At 61.4% G+C, this 16,771-nt stretch carries 17 protein-coding genes and 1 pseudogene; 4 read left to right on the forward strand and 14 right to left on the reverse strand.

Going from position 1 to position 16,771, the window contains the following annotated elements:
* Window positions 1–1,481, forward strand: a 1,481-nt coding sequence (locus tag BSU04_RS14630) for a recombinase family protein (protein WP_144021242.1), incomplete at its 5' end; no start/stop codon positions are given.
* Here the strand turns inward: BSU04_RS14630 and tnpC are convergent.
* The 3 genes and pseudogenes from tnpC to tnpA all read right to left on the reverse strand — a co-directional run.
* Window positions 1,482–2,813 (reverse strand): annotated as a pseudogene (gene tnpC / locus BSU04_RS14635) (IS66 family transposase); the annotation flags it as partial.
* A 55-nt stretch (window positions 2,814–2,868) separates the two neighbouring features.
* Window positions 2,869–3,216 (reverse strand): IS66 family insertion sequence element accessory protein TnpB, encoded by a 348-nt coding sequence (gene tnpB, locus BSU04_RS14640; RefSeq protein WP_062093208.1) that lies wholly within the window; start codon window positions 3,214–3,216, stop codon window positions 2,869–2,871.
* On the reverse strand, window positions 3,213–3,620 hold the full coding sequence (tnpA, locus tag BSU04_RS14645; RefSeq protein ID WP_256982751.1) for an IS66-like element accessory protein TnpA: 408 nt from the start codon (window positions 3,618–3,620) through the stop codon (window positions 3,213–3,215). The genes tnpB and tnpA overlap by 4 nt, the downstream gene beginning before the upstream one ends.
* Window positions 3,621–4,224: 604 nt before the next feature.
* Between tnpA and waaC the strand changes: the two genes are divergently transcribed.
* The 3 genes from waaC (at window position 4,225) to waaA (ending at window position 8,012) form a co-directional block, all read left to right on the forward strand.
* Entirely contained in the window at window positions 4,225–5,229 is a 1,005-nt protein-coding gene (gene waaC, locus BSU04_RS14650; protein ID WP_373452833.1) for a lipopolysaccharide heptosyltransferase I, read from the forward strand.
* 439 nt (window positions 5,230–5,668) lie between these two features.
* Window positions 5,669–6,553, forward strand: a complete 885-nt coding sequence (locus BSU04_RS14655; RefSeq protein ID WP_089161277.1) for a Kdo hydroxylase family protein — start codon at window positions 5,669–5,671, stop codon at window positions 6,551–6,553.
* Window positions 6,554–6,686: 133 nt separating this feature from the next.
* Window positions 6,687–8,012 (forward strand): lipid IV(A) 3-deoxy-D-manno-octulosonic acid transferase, encoded by a 1,326-nt coding sequence (gene waaA, locus BSU04_RS14660; RefSeq protein ID WP_089161278.1) that lies wholly within the window; start codon window positions 6,687–6,689, stop codon window positions 8,010–8,012.
* Window positions 8,013–8,044: 32 nt separating this feature from the next.
* On the opposite strand, the gene BSU04_RS14665 is transcribed toward waaA, so the two are convergent.
* From BSU04_RS14665 to BSU04_RS14715, 11 genes are all read right to left on the reverse strand, one after another.
* Entirely contained in the window at window positions 8,045–9,256 is a 1,212-nt protein-coding gene (locus tag BSU04_RS14665) for a glycosyltransferase (RefSeq protein WP_089161279.1), read from the reverse strand.
* 182 nt (window positions 9,257–9,438) lie between these two features.
* Window positions 9,439–10,089: an urease accessory protein UreG gene (gene ureG / locus BSU04_RS14670; protein WP_089161280.1), complete on the reverse strand. Its 651-nt coding sequence runs from the start codon at window positions 10,087–10,089 to the stop codon at window positions 9,439–9,441.
* 6 nt (window positions 10,090–10,095) lie between these two features.
* The gene (locus tag BSU04_RS14675; protein WP_089161357.1) at window positions 10,096–10,776 is read right to left on the reverse strand and encodes an urease accessory protein UreF; all 681 of its coding nucleotides are present in this window, start codon (window positions 10,774–10,776) and stop codon (window positions 10,096–10,098) included.
* The gene (ureE, locus tag BSU04_RS14680; RefSeq protein WP_089161281.1) at window positions 10,763–11,419 is read right to left on the reverse strand and encodes an urease accessory protein UreE; all 657 of its coding nucleotides are present in this window, start codon (window positions 11,417–11,419) and stop codon (window positions 10,763–10,765) included. The genes BSU04_RS14675 and ureE overlap by 14 nt, the downstream gene beginning before the upstream one ends.
* 7 nt (window positions 11,420–11,426) lie before the next feature.
* Window positions 11,427–13,133, reverse strand: a complete 1,707-nt coding sequence (ureC, locus tag BSU04_RS14685; RefSeq protein ID WP_089161282.1) for an urease subunit alpha — start codon at window positions 13,131–13,133, stop codon at window positions 11,427–11,429.
* 22 nt (window positions 13,134–13,155) lie between these two features.
* Window positions 13,156–13,461, reverse strand: a complete 306-nt coding sequence (locus BSU04_RS14690) for an urease subunit beta (RefSeq protein WP_089161283.1) — start codon at window positions 13,459–13,461, stop codon at window positions 13,156–13,158.
* Between the two features lie 31 nt (window positions 13,462–13,492).
* Window positions 13,493–13,795, reverse strand: a complete 303-nt coding sequence (locus BSU04_RS14695; protein ID WP_031362362.1) for an urease subunit gamma — start codon at window positions 13,793–13,795, stop codon at window positions 13,493–13,495.
* A gap of 80 nt (window positions 13,796–13,875) precedes the next feature.
* Complete coding sequence (locus BSU04_RS14700; protein WP_089161284.1) at window positions 13,876–14,595, reverse strand: amino acid ABC transporter ATP-binding protein; 720 nt, start codon at window positions 14,593–14,595, stop codon at window positions 13,876–13,878.
* Window positions 14,582–15,232 carry an amino acid ABC transporter permease gene (locus tag BSU04_RS14705; RefSeq protein ID WP_089161285.1) on the reverse strand — a complete coding sequence of 217 codons (651 nt, stop codon included), beginning with the start codon at window positions 15,230–15,232 and terminating at the stop codon, window positions 14,582–14,584. Before BSU04_RS14705 ends, BSU04_RS14700 begins: the two co-directional genes overlap by 14 nt.
* The gene (locus BSU04_RS14710; protein WP_089161286.1) at window positions 15,229–15,906 is read right to left on the reverse strand and encodes an amino acid ABC transporter permease; all 678 of its coding nucleotides are present in this window, start codon (window positions 15,904–15,906) and stop codon (window positions 15,229–15,231) included. Before BSU04_RS14710 ends, BSU04_RS14705 begins: the two co-directional genes overlap by 4 nt.
* Window positions 15,907–15,954: 48 nt before the next feature.
* On the reverse strand, window positions 15,955–16,758 hold the full coding sequence (locus BSU04_RS14715; protein ID WP_089161287.1) for a transporter substrate-binding domain-containing protein: 804 nt from the start codon (window positions 16,756–16,758) through the stop codon (window positions 15,955–15,957).
* Window positions 16,759–16,771: the final 13 nt, after the last annotated feature.

Below are 16,771 nucleotides of genomic sequence, written 5' to 3' on the forward strand. Positions count from 1 at the left end.
GTTTCCGCGAACTCGGTAGCGCAAGACAGGTTTTGTTGTCGCTACGAGCTCAACAGGTCCATTTCCCGCGTCCTTCTGACGGTAGGACGCTCACGCACTTTGACTGGCTACCCGTACGCTACCGTAACGTGATCTCGGTGCTCAAGAATCCGTTCTATGCCGGCGCATATGTGTACGGCAAGAGTGGCAAACAGATGGCGATAGTAGATGGGCGTGCGCGCAAGAGCTATAAGCATCCCAAGCCGTTTGAGGAGTGGGATGTCCTGCTCCGGGAGCATCACGAAGGCTACATCGATTGGGCGGAATTCGAACGCAACCAGAAACAGCTCTCGGCCAACGCCTACAGCAAGGCGGGCGACGTAAAATCGAGCCGTGGTGGACGGGCACTGCTCGCTGGCCTGCTTGCTTGCGCGCGCTGTGGGCGCCGCCTGTCGGTGGCCTATACTGGTCGAATCCCGCGGGCCGTCTACCGATGTGATCGCTTTGACATACCGCCGCGATGCATGAGCTTCGGCGGTTCACGCATCGACGCTGCCATCGGAAACGAACTTCTGCGTGTCGTGGAGCCCTTGGCAATCGAAGCAGCCCAGCAGGCCGAGCATATGCAAATGGATACCTTGAACGAGCAGCGGCGGATCGTGGAACTCGAACTGCAGCAAGCCCAATACGAGGCGACGCTCGCCGAGCGACGCTACGCCGCCTGCGACCCCGATAACCGTCTGATTGCCGCGCAATTGGAGAAGAACTGGGAAGCAGCATTACGTCGGGTACAGGCCTGTCAAACGCGTCTGGAGACGGCAGGGGCGCCGATGGCAGAGGCAGCGCCTCCAGACTTTGTGAAGCTCGCTGAGAATCTCCAGGCAGCCTGGAACGCTCCGGGCGTGACCATGCGCATGCGCCAGCAGCTAGTCCGCGCGCTCATCGTCGATATTGTTGCAGACGTCGACGAAGCGGCTCGCGAAGTCATACTGACGATCCACTGGCACGGCGGTCAGCACTCCCAGCTACGAATTCGCAAGCCCCGAACGGGCGAGCATGGATGCAGCACCTCTGACGAGGCGCTCGCGGTCGTTCGCAGCATGGCGAGCCGGTGGTCAGATCAGGACATCGCCGCATCGTTGAACCGGATGGGGTTACGGACAGGCCAGGGTAAGACCTGGACTGCGCACCGTGTCAGTTCCATACGGCGAGTGCGAGACATCCATGCGTACAAGTCGGCTGAGAAGGAGGGAGAATGGCTGACGATGTTCGAAGCCGCAAAACTGCTCGGCGTCACCAGTCACGCGATCCGCCGGTTGATCAACGATCGGGTTCTGCCAGCCGAGCAGGTGATGCCCGACGCCCCGTGGCAGATTCGCGCGAGTGATCTACGCAGCGAGGTTGTTACGTCGGCGCTAACACGCAAACATCGCCCGTGTCGCAACGATGTCGAAGGACAAATCCCAATGTTTATCGAGGTTTCGGAAGGAGGTGCACAATGAACGCCCCATTACTAGAGGGCGAATTGAGCGTTCTGCGGTGTTGTTGTCCACTTCGATGCGCCCATCTTCGCAGTAACGTGTCAGCGCCTGCCAATGCGTCAACGAGTACTTGATCGCCTTGGCTATGCCGGACTTCACCGATACTTGCAAGAGCGTTTGTTCTAGCCAGACCTTCAGGCTTATGAGAAGCGGCTTCGCACGCGTCAGGCGAACCGATTGACGCACGGCGGGCATTTGTCCGCGGATATCCCTCTCAATTGCGTACAGGGCTCTGATCCGGAGCAGCGCCTCCTCGGCGATCGGAGAGCGGTCTAACTCGAACAAGTCATAGTACTTACGCCGAGCGTGGGCCCAGCAAGCGGCTTCGATAATCTGGCCATCGCGATATAGCGCGGAATACCCGCTATAGGCATCCGCTTGCAGGATTCCGCAATAGCCCTCGAGATGTGCTCTGGGCCTTTCGCCTTTGCGGTCAGGCGAGTACTGGTACCAGACCGCTGGCGGCGCCTGGTTGCCTGCTGGCCTATCGTCTCTCACATACGTCCATAGTCGCGCCGTGCGTGTCTTTCCGCGACCGGGATCTAACACTGGCACCGGCGTATCGTCGGTATGGATCTTTTGCGCCTGCAGGACATACTGACCTATGGCGTCGGCCAGGGGTTCAAGGAGGCGACCTGCTTCGCGCACCCAAGAAGCCAGCGTTGCGCGATCAAGCTCGATGCCTGCACGGCGATAGATGCTTGCTTGTCGATACAGCGGGGTATGGTCAGCGTATTTGGAAACCACTACTTGAGCCAGCAGACCCGCCCCGGCCATACCCCTTGCGATTGGGCGGGAAGGAGCAGCAACCTGCACGACTTTGGAACAGCGACCACACGCTAGTTTGGGACGCACGTGCCGAGTCACCTTGAAGTAACCCGGCACATAATCGAGCATCTCGGAAACGTCTTCGCCGAGCGCACGCATATGGGTTCCGCATTCGGGACAGTCACAAGTCGCGGGCGCATGAACCAGGGTCTCACGTGGGAGGTGGTCGGGAAACGTGCGTGGTTTGCGGCGACGAGCAACGGCCTTGTCTGTTTCCTTCGAATCGACCGTTTCGCCTTCGACGGGCAAGTCTGTAGTTGGAACGCTCGGCACCTGCTGTACGGGCAAATCTCCAAGGGCCAGTTCGAGCTGATCCATCAGCTCAGTCATACGCTCCGATGAACGACCGTACTGCCAGCGTTTAAGACGTGCAATCTCAGCCACCAACTGGGCAATCGTCTCGTCGCGCGAAGCCAGCATGCGCTTGAGGGCGGCGATGTCGTCAGGAAGGGAACTAGCGGGCATGCTTGTTATTTTAAAACATGCCCGCCGCTTCTGAACGCTTGCGCAGAGGCTTTTTTTAAGCTGCTCGAGTAGGCTGCCAGGTCCGTTCAGGCCGTCGCCAGTCAATGCCCTCTAGGAGCATCGAAAGCTGGGCTGCGGAGAGATGAATGCTGCCCGATTCGGCCTGGGGCCAGATAAAACGGCCGCGCTCAAGACGCTTCGCATAAAGATTCATGCCGTCGCCGCTCCACCACAAAATCTTAATGATGTCACCACGCCGTCCACGAAAGGCGAAAACGTGACCAGAAAACGGATCAAGTTCCAGAGTGGATTGAACAAGAGTAGCGAGGCCGTCCATGCCGCGACGCATGTCCGTAATGCCAGCGGCCAGCCAAATACGGGTACCGGAAGGAGGTGCGATCATACGGGCATCAGACAACGCAGCACTAAACGTAATTGAACGGGGTCGACCCTGCCAGTGAGCCGAACGCGCGCTCCATTGAGCTCGATCTCGATGTTTGCTGCATCACGCGCAGGCCCCTCAGGATTTGCAGCTACCGCCGGGGCCGTGGATGCCTCCGCTTTTACCTCCGTTGGCAAGGTCACAGGGAGTAGCACTGTCGCTTCAGCGCCGCCGTTGCTAAGCAACCCGGCGCGGTATTCGCGGCGCCATTTGAAAACCATATTTGGATTGAGTCCATGGGCCTGAGCCAGTTTAGCCACGGAAACATTGGATTCACAGGCCGCGATCGCGACCTGTCGTTTGTAGGCCGGATCGTAGTTCGGTCGGCCCTTGCGATTTGAAATCTGCATCTCATCTTTAGACAAAGTAGTCCCCATCACTTATTTGGTGGGGACTACTTTGGACACTATCCAGCTGCCTGTACATGCGGCCTTCAGATGACGCTTACTGGACACTTAGGGTAGCGTGGTTTGAAAGCGTTTTCTTTGCTTCGTTTCTTTGTCGCTTTGGACAAAGAAATGACGTGCCGCCACGCACAGTGGCTAACAGTGCTAAAGAAATAAGCCGACTCAGGCAGACCGCTAAGGCTGAAAGCAGCACCCCGGCATTGACTCCGACCGCTAACGCAGGAACCTGGCAACCCGGCACTGACTCCGACCGCTAACGCAGGAACCCTGGCACCCCGGCACTGACTCCGACCGCTAACGCTGGAACCTGGCACCCCGGCACTGACTCCGACCGCTAACGCAGGAACCTGGCACCCCGGCACCAACCCCAACCGCTAACCCCGAAACCTGGCAACCGGACACGAACCCCGACCACCAGCCCCATAACCCCCCAAAACACCAGCGCGAGCAAGACCCGCACCCCGAGCGCGAGCGAAAAACCAACCCTAAGACCAAGCGCCAGCGGTAAACTCCGCCCCATCCCAAAATTATCCACGCGTCGTTCAATCCGACGGCGCCCACCGTGTCCAGCGTGCAAAAGATCTTGATTGTCCGGGTGTCGTCCCTAGGCGACGTCGTCCATAACATGCCGGCCATCGCCGATATCCGTCGTCTCCACCCCGATGCCCAGATCGACTGGCTAGTCGAAGAGAGCTTCACGGATCTCGTCGAACTCGTCGGTGGCGTTCGCCGCGCCATCCCGTTCTCCCTGCGGCGCTGGCGCAAACGCCTCTTCTCCTTCGATAACTGGCGCGAAATCCAACGCTTTCGCCGCACACTAGCCGCAGAAAAATACGACCTCGTCATTGACTGCCAAGGACTCATCAAAACCGCATGGGTCGCAAGCTGGGCACGCGGTAAGCTGGTCGGCCTCGGTAACCGCACCGACGGCGCCGGCTACGAATGGCCCGTTCGTTTCTTCTACGACAAACGCGTACCCATCGAACCGCGCACGCACGTGGTCGAGCGCACCCGGCAACTGGTCGCCGCCGCACTCGGCGATCCACGCCCCGAACCGACGGATGCGATCGAATTCGGCATCGATACGCGCCGCGCCGCGCTGGCGTTATCGGAGGCCGGGCTTAACCTGCCGGTGCCGTACGTGGTGTTCGTCCACGCCACGTCCCGCGCCGATAAACAATGGCCCGAAACCGCATGGATCGAACTCGGCCAGACGCTGATCCGGCGCGGGGTATCAATCGTGCTCCCATGGGGCAGCGAGACCGAACGCGAAACGAGCGACAAACTGGCGAAAGAATTCGGCGCAGCAGCGGTCGTGCCGCCGAAACTCTCTCTGCCGGCAGTAGTCGGCCTGATCGACGGCGCGGCAGCAACGGTAGGCGTGGACACGGGACTCGTGCACATCGCGGCAGCCCTGAAGCGGCCGACCGTCGAGTTGTACAATTTCTCGACCGCCTGGCGCACCGGCGGTTACTGGTCGCCGCGCGTGGTGAACCTGGGCAGCGCCAGTCAGCATCCGACGTTGCAACAAGTCAAGGCAATCCTCGCAGGCTTCGGGCTGCTTTAATGCATGAGCGGTAGCAGAGCGGTATCGGGTAGGGTAGCGAGCGGTAATGGGGCGGCGCGTAGGGTGAGGAAGCGGCTTCGGTTCGAAGGATCGGCTCAGTCGCCGAGATAAACCGGCGGCGTGTCGTTTAACGAAACCAAGCGAAACCAAGCGAAACCAAGCAAAGCCAAGCAAAGCCAAGCAAAGCCAAGCAAAGCCAAGCAAAGCCAAGCAAAGCCAAGCGAAACCCGGCGGTTTGAGGTCCATCAACTGCTGGCCTTTCACACAACGGATTTTGCAGTCGGTTTGAGCGAAAATGCACCGCGCTCGCCGGGCGCGACGTTTCCCCGATGCGTCAATCGAAGCCAATCGAGGTTAATTGAAGCCGATCGAAGCCGATTGAAGCCGATTGACGATAATCGAGTCCGCCCACTCGCTCATCCAAACAAATCGAAGGCACATGACCGAATCTCAAATTATTGAAGTTGCCTCCGCCGACTGGCAGGGCCAGCAGCTTTCCGTGCCGCGCGAGGCGTTGCTGGCCGGCGTCGAACGCGGCAAGGTCCTGTATTTCCCGCGTCTGGCGTTTGCCATAGAAGGCGGCGAACGGGCGCTCCTGGACCCGAAGGTCGCCGATCCCGAACGCAAGAACATCAGCCTCGCGCCCAATGGCGGCCCGCTGGCGGGTGTACTCGGCGACGCCGTCACGCAATCCGCCGTCCGGGCGTTGATCGCGCGCTACCAGGCGAACGCGCGCTCGCTGGTCGACGGGCTGTTCCCTGAATATCGCGACAAGTTGCGGGTAGCGCCAACCAGCTTGCGGCTGCATCGCGTGGAAACGCGCGAGACGTCGTGGCGCAAGGACGATAGCCGCCTTCACGTCGATGCGTTTCCGTCGCGGCCGAATTATGGCGAGCGCATTCTGCGCGTGTTCACCAACGTCAATCCAGATGGCGCGCCGCGTGTATGGCGCGTCGGCGAGCCGTTCGAAGACATGGCAAAACGCTTCCTGCCCGCCATCAAAGCCCCGTTTCCCGGCGCGGCGTGGCTCATGAACCTCCTGCATATCACCAAGACGCCGCGCAGCGAATACGACCACCTGATGCTCCATCTGCACGACGCAATGAAGGCCGATATCGACTATCAAGCGAAATCGCCGCAGCAAGAGATGCCGTTTCCGCCCGGTTGCGTGTGGGTGTGTTTCTCCGATCAAACCTCGCACGCCGTCATGTCCGGCCAGTACATGCTCGAGCAAACCTTCTTCCTCCCCGTCAGCGCCATGGCCCAGCCCGACTGCGCGCCGCTCGGAATCCTGCAACGCCTCAAAGGCAGGGCGCTGGTTTGAGCGCCGCAGCCTGGTGGGGATGTGTGGCGGGGCCGGGCGTCGGTTCGGGCCTCTGCCCGAGTTTTCACGTGCGTGGTGAGCAATCGTTGCCGTCGTTGCCTTTTTTGTCGAGCGTCTGCCGCGAGGGCGGCCGATGCTGAGGCTCGTGTATCGCGCGTTATGGTGGCTTGTCGCGCCGCTGGCAGTGCTGCGACTGCTGATCCGCTCGCGGCGGGAGCGTGGGTATCGCGAACATATCGGCGAACGGTTTGGCTTTGGTCCCGTCCGCCGTGCCGACGACCTCGCGCCGTTGATCTGGGTCCATGCGGTCTCGGTGGGGGAGACGCGCGCGGCGCAGCCGTTAATTGAAGCGTTGCAACAAGCCCATCCCGACGCCCGCATCCTGCTGACGCACATGACCCCGAGCGGCCGCGCGACCGGCGTCGAGCTCTACGGCGATCGTATTTCGCGCAGCTATCTTCCCTACGATTCGCCGTCCCTCGTGCGGCGGTTCCTGCGCGCGTGGCGGCCGTCGCTCGGCATCGTGATGGAAACGGAAGTGTGGCCGACACTCATCGACGAATGCAAGCGGGCCGATATCCCGCTGGTGCTGACCAACGCGCGGATGTCGGCGCGCTCGTTCAAGCGCGCGGCGAAGTTCGGCCATGCAACGCGCGAAGTGTTCGGTGGTTTTACGCGCGTGCTGGCGCAGACACAGTCCGACGCGGACCGCCTGAGCGCGCTGGGCGCGCGCAACATCGCGGTGCTTGGCAACCTGAAATTCGATATGGCCGCGCCGCCCGAACTCTATGCGCGTGGCCATGCATGGCGCGCGGCGATTGGGGAGCGCCCGGTATGGGTGGCGGCGAGCACGCGCGAGGGTGAGGAAGCGCTGGTGCTGCAGGCGTTCACGACTTTGCGAGCCCGCATACCCGATGCGTTGCTGATCCTCGTGCCGCGCCATCCGCAGCGTTTCGACGAAGTGGCCGTCTTGATCGAAGCCGCCGCGCAGTCCTATGTACGCCGTTCCGCCTGGGCGGGACGGGCGGCGGCAGCGGGATCGGGAGTCGATGCCGCACCCGCTTTGCCTCCGGACGTCAACGTGCTGCTCGGCGATTCGATGGGCGAGTTGAGCGCATATTACGCGGCGTCGGACCTGGCGTTTATCGGCGGGAGTTTGCTGCCGCTGGGCGGGCAGAACCTGATCGAGGCGTGTGCGGCGGGCGTGCCGGTGCTGATTGGCCCGCACACCTTCAATTTCACGCAAGCAACGAACGATGCCATCACGGAGGGCGCGGCGTTGCGCGTGAGTGATCCGGCGGCGCTGGCGCGCGGCCTGCGGGAGCTTTTCACCGATAAACCCCGCCGGCTCGCCATGAGCGCGGCGGCGTCGGCGTTCGCGGCGAAGCATCGTGGGGCGACGGCAAGGACGGTGGGAGTGCTGGGGGCGTTGTTGCGTACGCAGGCAGAGGAACAGTGAGCCCGGCGGGACGGCCGGACAACGCTGGTGGTTTAACCCCGTTGCGCCAAAAGCCGCGTCACGCAAGCAACGAACCTCTCATTGCTCGCCTCCACGCCATACGCCCGCGCCCGTTCCAGCGCTTCACGCGTAAAGCCATCACGCAGGGCATGGTCCGATAACAAGCGCGACAATGCCTCTGCCATGGCGCCCACGTCGCCGATAGGAACCAGCAGCCCGAACCGGCCGTCGTCCAGGATCTCGCGCGGCCCCGTCGGGCAATCGGTGGAAATAACCGGCTTGCCAAGCGCCAGCGCCTCGAGCAGGACCATTGGCATGCCTTCGTAGCGCGAGCTGAGTACCAGCGCACTCGCATGCGCCACGACGGCGTGCGGATTGTTCCGATACCCCGTGAAATGCACCCGTTCCCCGATCCCCAACTCCGCCGCCAGCGCTTCCAGCTCACCGCGAAAACCACCGTCCCCGACAATCACCAGGTCTTCCTGCAACCCATTGCCACCCTGCGTCCTGACAAGCTGTGCGTAAGCTCGCAGCAAGGTCCGGTGATCCTTCTGGATCTCGTCGAGCCGCGCCACTGAAACGATGTACGGCCCGGCGCACGGCGGCGGTTCCACATATGCGCCGTTCTCGCGAATCCGGTCGATATCGATCGCATTCGGCAGCACGAACACATTGCGCAGATGGCCATTGAACAGCTCGCTCGCTTCATCGGCCATCTGGTGGTTCAGCGCGGCGATGCCGTCGTAGCGCCCATATTGCGCGAGCAGACGTTTCATTTTCCGGCGCCGGCCGCCCAGCCGTGCATCGAAGCTGAAATGGTTCACGCCGAGCCACGCCACGCCGAAGCGGCCAGCCAGGCGGCGCAGCGACATGTCGAAGTCGATGATGATGTCGTGACGCTGCGCCAGCGCGGCTACACGGGCCTTCACGTAGGGGCGCACCGCGAGCGTGTTGAAGACGTCGCGGCCGACACGGCCGAGCTTGCTTAACCGCTGTGCGTAACGACGTGCCTGGAACAGGTTGAGCCAGGGTTTGTCGGTGAGAATCTCGACGCCGACGTCCGCGGGAACCAGCGCGCGAAAGCGCTGTTCGAACGCGGGGGAAGAAAACATGACGGACAGCGTCACCGTGAAGCGCGCGCGGTCGTAGATCCGCAGCCACTGCATCAACGACGATTCGATGCCACCGTCATTGAAATCCGCGATGTGAAACAGCACCGCGATGCGCTTCGAGGGCTGCGCCATGAGTGTCGAGGACGCTGTGGGCAACGGGTTCAGCCGTACGGCGGCGTCGCGAATGAGGAGCGTGTCAGGACTGTCGATCAGAGGTCTCCGGAAGCGGGCCTATGGCCGTAAAAAGGGCAAGGCGACATGTTAACGCACTCGATCGGGCGGGAACAGTTTCTTCCAGCGGCCGAAACCTGCGCTCAGGCCGCGAGCAGCCCCTTCTTTTCGATGAACCGAATCACGACGTCGAGCCCTTCCAGCGCCTTCAGGTTGCACATGACAAATGGCCGTTCTCCGCGCATCTTCCTGGCATCGGAGGCCATGATGTCGAGATTTGCGCCTACATAGGGCGCCAAGTCGATCTTGTTGATGACCAGCAGGTCGGATTTCGTGATACCCGGGCCGCCCTTGCGCGGAATTTTTTCGCCGCCGGCGACATCGATCACGTAGATAGTCAGGTCCGATAATTCCGGGCTGAAGGTGGCCGCGAGATTATCCCCACCCGATTCGATGAACACGATATCTGCGTCCGGGAAACGCTCGATCATCTGGTCGACCGCTTCCAGGTTGATGGATGCGTCTTCGCGGATCGCCGTGTGCGGGCAGCCGCCCGTTTCCACACCCATGATGCGTTCGGCCGGCAAAGCGCCCGCAACCGTCAGCAGGCGCTGATCCTCTTTCGTATAGATGTCGTTGGTGATCGCGACTAGGTCGTATTTGTCGCGCATCGCCTTGCAGAGCATTTCGAGCAGCGTGGTCTTGCCCGAGCCGACCGGGCCTCCCACGCCCACGCGCAAGGGCGGCAGTTTCTTGGAGCGGCGGGCAGCGGCGGAATAGACGGGTGCGTTCATGTTTTCTTAAGAGCGGAACAAGCGTGAATATTGTGATTCGTGGCGCGCCGAGAGAATGCCAAGTTGCGGCGCGAAGGTGTTGATTTCGCCGGGCGAGGTGTCGAGCGCTTTTTCTACAGCGGTATCGATAGCAACGCGCAACGCAACAATGATCCGCTGTCCCGCGATCTGGCCTAGTGGCACGGCTTTTAACGCGGCGGCGGCCTGGTTTTCGACCCACGAAAAGGCGTAGGCGGCGAGAGCGGCGCCGGTGGCGGCATCGTTGGCGTAGGCGGCGAAGGCAAACGCGGTCGGCTGCGAGACGGGTTTGATGGCGTTCAGCGTCGCGAGGCGCTCGGCGTCGCCCCATTCGAGCTGCGTGCACAACTGCGCAAGCGACCAGCCCATTTGCTGCGTCTCGCGACGCAATTCCGAGGACTCGCGGCTGGCGAGGAATTCTTCATCGGCGGCCGCAAGTCCTGCTGCATCGTGATCGCGCCAGCGGGTCATCTGATGGGCAAGGAACGGCAACTCGCCGCGTGCGAGCACATTGGTCAAGCCGCTGGCGATCCATTCGCGGGCGCTGTCGCCATCGTGGATCAAGCCATGTTCTATCGCCGACTCAAGACCCTGCGAGTAACTGAACGCGCCGATAGGCAACGCCGGCGACGCCAGATGAAGCAGGGCCGTGAGCTCAGCGATGCGCATGACCGTGGCCGTGGCCGTGAGCTGCGTGGTCGTGTGCGTGATCTTGAGCGCCATGGTCCGCGTGCCCATGCGCGCACTGCGAATGGTCGCCATGGTCGTGGCCTGCGCCGTGCGCGTGTCCATGATCGTGCCCGTGATGTTCATCGAAGACCTTTTGCGCGAGCGCGTAGTCCTCTACAAACGTCTCGTCATGGCCATGCTTGTGACCGCCGCCATACGCGCCCGTTTCCGGTTGAAACGGCGCCGTCGCGTGATCCACATGCGCGCCCAGACGCTTCAGCATGTCTTCCAGCACCGGATCAGCTTCCAGTTTCAACTGACCCGCAGTCACTTCCACCGGCGTGTGACGATTACCCAAGTGGTATGCGGCGCGCGTCAGGGTAATAGGATCGTGGGCGTGTACAACCAGCACATCCTGCGGCGCTGCGATCACGCGCACGAGGCCGCCGTCGTCTGCGACCAGCATGTCGCTGTCGCGCAGCACCGTGCCGCGCGGCAGCACCAGCGCAATTTCTTCACCGTTATCCAGCGTGGCCGCGAGGCGGCTCTTGCAGCGGTCATCGAAGGGAAGGGTCAGCGTAGGCGCGCGTTTGATCAACGGTGCGGCAAGTTTCGCTTCGATACGTTTGTCGATCGTGCGCATGAAAGTCTCAAAAAAGGAAGTAGCGCTGCGCCATCGGCAAGACGGTTGCCGGCTCGCAGGTGAGCAACTGGCCGTCGGCTACAACCTGATACGTTTCCGGATCGACAGTAATGGACGGCCTGTACGCATTGTGAACCATGTCGGCCTTCGAGATGTTCCGGCAGTTCTTCACCGCGACCACTTGCTTCTTCAACCCATACCGTTCGCCGATACCGTCGTCCAGCGCCATCTGCGAGACGAACGTCAGGGAGGTCTTGCCCAACGCACCGCCGCGAGTGGCGAACATCTCGCGATAATGCACTGGCTGCGGCGTCGGGATCGATGCGTTCGGGTCGCCCATCTGCGCGACCGCGATCATGCCGCCTTTCAGGATCATTGCAGGCTTCACGCCGAAGAACGCGGGTTCCCAGAACACCAGGTCGGCCCATTTACCGGGTTCGATGGACCCGACTTCATGCGCGATGCCATGCGTGATCGCCGGGTTGATCGTGTACTTGGCGACGTAGCGTTTTGCGCGGAAATTATCGTTGCGCGATGAGTCTTCCGGCAACGCGCCGCGCTGCGTTTTCATCTTGTGCGCGGTCTGCCAGGTGCGCATGATGACTTCGCCAACGCGTCCCATCGCTTGCGAATCGGACGACAACATGGACAACGCGCCGAGGTCATGAAGGATGTCTTCGGCGGCGATCGTCTCGCGGCGAATCCGCGACTCGGCGAACGCGATATCTTCGGCAATCGATGGATCGAGGTGATGACAGACCATCAGCATGTCGAGGTGTTCGTCGAGCGTGTTGATGGTGTAAGGACGCGTGGGATTCGTCGATGAAGGCAGCACGTTCGACTCGCCGCAGACCTTGATGATGTCGGGTGCATGGCCGCCGCCCGCGCCTTCGGTGTGATACGTGTGGATCGTGCGGCCCTTGAACGCGGCCACGGTCGTCTCCACAAAACCCGCTTCGTTCAGCGTGTCCGTGTGAATGGCGACTTGCGTGTCGGTATCGTCGGCAACGCACAGGCAGTTATCGATAGCAGCCGGTGTCGTGCCCCAGTCTTCGTGCAGCTTGAGCCCGATCGCCCCTGCCTTGATCTGTTCTATCGCCGGTGCGGGCAAGCTCACGTTGCCCTTGCCGAGAAAGCCAAGGTTCACCGGCCAGCCATCGGCCGCTTGCAGCATGCGTTCGAGATGCCATGGTCCCGGCGTGCAGGTCGTGGCGTTCGTGCCGGTCGCGGGGCCCGTGCCGCCGCCGAGCATCGTCGTGACGCCTGAGGCCAGCGCTTCATCAATCTGCTGCGGGCTGATGAAGTGAATATGCGAGTCGATACCCCCCGCCGTCACGATCATCCCTTCGCCTGCAATGACTTCGGTGGCGGCGCCGATCGCAATGGTCACGCCCGGCTGGATATCCGGATTGCCCGCCTTGCCGATCGCAAACACGCGCCCGTTCTTGATGCCGATATCCGCTTTCACGATGCCCCAGTGATCGAGGATCAGCGCGTTCGTCACGACGGTATCCACCACGTCGGCATGCACGCGTTGCGACTGGCCCATACCGTCGCGAATTACCTTGCCGCCACCGAATTTCACTTCTTCGCCGTAGGTGGTGAAGTCGCGTTCGACTTCGATCAGCAAGTCGGTATCGGCGAGGCGCACGCGGTCGCCGGTGGTCGGGCCGAACATCTCCGCGTAGGCGCGGCGTCCGATGCGTAGCGTCATGTCGAGAATCCTGAAGTTGAGATCAAAGCGGACCCATCACGAGGCCGTTAAAGCCATAGACTCGGCGATCGCCTGCCAGCGCCACGAGTTCAACCGTGCGTTCCTGGCCGGGCTCGAAGCGCACGGCCGTACCCGATGCAATGTTCAGCCGGAAGCCCCTCGCCTTGTCGCGTTCGAATGCGAGCGCCGTGTTGACTTCGAAGAAATGAAAATGCGAACCGACCTGCACCGGCCGGTCACCTGTATTCGATACCGTCACGGACACCGTCTCGCGGCCCGCGTTGAGTTCGTGCTCACCATCGTCGATGAGATATTCGCCGGGAATCATGCGCGGCTCCTTTCATAAGAGTGCTGCAAGTTCAGGGAATCGGATGATGCACGGTCACGAGCTTGGTGCCGTCGGGGAAGGTGGCTTCTATCTGGATGTCCGGGATCATTTCCGGCACGCCGTCCATCACGTCGTCGCGTGTGAGCAGCGTGGTGCCGTAGTGCATCACGTCGGCGACGGTACGACCGTCGCGTGCTGCTTCCATGAGCGCCGCCGAGATGAACGCGATGGCCTCCGGATAGTTCAGCTTCAGCCCGCGTGCGCGTCGCCGTTCGGCGAGCAGCGCAGCGGTGAAGATCAGCAGCTTGTCTTTTTCGCGGTGAGTGAGCTTCATGGGATTGGGACGTGTCTTGGATTAGGCCGATTTTGCCAACGTCATTGTTGCAAGAATCCTAGCATTGCAACCCTACGATTTCATTGGATGAATTTGCGTAGCTCGATGGTCGTCGGCCGCTCGAAGATCTCCTCCGGCGTGCCGCTTTCCCACACGCGACCCTGATGCATGAACACGACCTTGTTCGACACACGGCGCGCAAAGCGCATCTCGTGCGTGACCATGATGAGTGTCATGCCATCGGCGGCGAGGCTTTCCACGACGGCCAGCACTTCGCCCACCAGTTCAGGGTCGAGCGCGGACGTGATTTCATCGCAAAGCAGGACCGTCGGTTGCATCGCGAGCGCGCGGGCGATAGCCACGCGCTGCTGCTGTCCACCCGACAGTTGTTCGGGATAGGCGTTGAATTTATCGGCGAGGCCGACGCGTTCAAGTACCTGCTCGGCGGTCGCGCGCGCCTTTGCCTTGTGAACCTTTTTCACCACGGTCTGCGCGAGCATCACGTTCTGTCCGGCGGTGAGATGCGGGAACAGGTTGTACTGCTGGAACACCATGCCGACTTTCAGGCGCAGCGCACGCAGATCCGCATGACGAGCGTCCATGTGTTCGCCGTCGATTTCGATCGACCCTTCGTCGATACTTTCCAGTCCGTTCAAGGTCCGCAGCAAGGTGCTTTTACCCGAGCCGCTGCGTCCAATGATTGCCACCACCTGTCCCGATTCGACCGAGAAATCGATGCCTTTCAGGACCTGGTTCGCGCCGAACTGCTTCTTGAGGTTTTGCGTTTCAACGAGCGGCATTCCATTTCCTTTCGAGCGTGCGCGCGTAGCGGGTAAGCGGATAACAAATCACGAAATAGATCACGGCAACAAGACCGTAGACCACGAACGGCCTGAACGTCGCGTTCGAAATCATCGTGCCGGCTTTGGTGAGTTCGGTGAAGCCGATGATCGAGACCAGCGCCGTGTCCTTCACGGCTTGCACGCCGAAGCCGACCGTCGGCCCGATGGCGATGCGCGTGGCTTGCGGAAGGATCACGTGGCGCAGTTGCTCGAGGTAATTCATCGCGAGGCTGGACGACGCTTCCCATTGACCCTTGGGAATTGCTTCAACGCAGCCGCGCCAGATCTCGGCGAGATAGGCGCTGGTGAACAACGTGAGGCCGACCGTTGCAGCAATCCATGGCTGGACCTCGATGCCGAGCAACGGCAAGCCGAAGAACACGAGGAACAATTGCATCAGCAGCGGCGTGCCCTGGAAGATCTCGATATAGACCTTCACGATAGTGCGCAATACTCGCGAACTCGAGACCCGCATGATGAGCAGGACGAAGCCCACGATACCGCCGGCTACGAACGAAACGATCGACAGCACGATGGTCCAGCGGGCCGCAAGCAACAGGTTGGTGAGTATCTGCTCGAAGGTAAATTCGATCATCGGGCACCTCGCAGATTGCGCGCGAACAGGCGTTTGCCTGCTTCGTTGAGCGCGAAGCGCAGGAGGATCGCCATCACGAGATAAGCAGCCGTGATCAGGAAATACGTTTCGAACGCGCGGAAGTTGCGCGACTGGATGTAGCTCGCGGCGTAGGTCAGGTCGGCCACGGATATCTGCGATACAACAGCCGAACCGAGCATCGTGATCACGATCTGGCTGGTGAGGGCAGGGAACACCTTGGCGATGGCTTGCGGCAAGACCACATGCCTGAAGGTCTCGCCACGTGTCATGGCAAGCGACGCCGCTGCTTCAAGATGCCCCTTCGGCACGGCGGCGATACCCGAGCGAATGATCTCCACCGAATACGCGCCGAGGTTGAGTGTCATGGCGAGCACGGCGGCGACGTATTCATCGATACGAATACCCAGCGCCGGCAGCCCGAAGAACACGAAGAACAATTGCACGATGAACGGCGTATTGCGGATCGCTTCTACGTAGCCGCCAACGAACGAGCGCACCGCCGGGTACTTGCTGCCTTTGCCCGCAGCACCGAGTATGCCGACCGTGAGGCCGAGCACGGTCGATACGGCGGTCAGCCCGAGCGTGACCGCCGCGCCGCTCGCAAACATGCCGGCGTATTGCCCGAGATCGCCGAACTGGAGTTGATAAGCCATTAAAGCGGCGCCTTGTTATTTAAGCTTGATCTGGAGTGACGCGCGAGACTACAAACCTGCCGGCAACGGTGCCTTGAACCACTTCTGCGACATGGCTTCGAGCGAGCCGTCCTTTTTCGACTGGGCGATGGCCGCATCGACTTTAGCCAGCAGGCGCGGTTCATTCTTGTTCATGCCGACGAAACACGGCGAGTTCTTGATCACGAACTTCGGCTCCGGACGGCGCGGGGGATTCTTCGCGAGGATCGCTGCAGCCACGATGTTGCCCGCCGCGATCAGCTGAACCTGGCCGGAGAGAAATGCCTGGATGGTCGCGTTGTTGTCTTCGAAACGCTTGATGGTCGCGTTCGGCGCCATTTGCGTGAGCGCGATTTCTTCGAGCGCACCGCGCGTCGCTCCTACCGTCTTGCCGGTCAGGTCGGCGGGACCGGTGACCTTGATATCGGCGGGGCCGAACACGCCCTGGAAGTACGGGGCGTAAGCCGCGGAAAAGTCCATGACCTTCTCGCGGTCCGGCGTCTTGCCCAGCGACGAGATCACCAGGTCCACCTTGTTGGTCGTCAGATACGGCACACGATTCGCGCTGTTGACCGGCACGAGTTCGAGCTTCACGCCCAGCGATTTGGCGAGCAGCGCGGCCATGTCGATGTCATAACCCTGGGGCTGCATATCGCCGCCGACCGCGCCGAACGGCGGGTAATCCTCCGGCACGGCGACTTTCAGGACGCCGGCTTTCGTGATGTTATCGAGCGCGTCGGCGTGGGCGGTGAGCGGGACTAGAGCAAGAGTCGGGAGGGCGATGAGGGCAGCGACTGCCGTGCGAAGAGCGTTGCGGCGAAGCGTGTTGGTCATTTGATTCTCTTTC

Source organism: Caballeronia sordidicola (assembly GCF_002220365.1).
In the GTDB taxonomy this organism is placed as follows: Bacteria; Pseudomonadota; Gammaproteobacteria; order Burkholderiales; family Burkholderiaceae; genus Caballeronia; species Caballeronia sordidicola_C.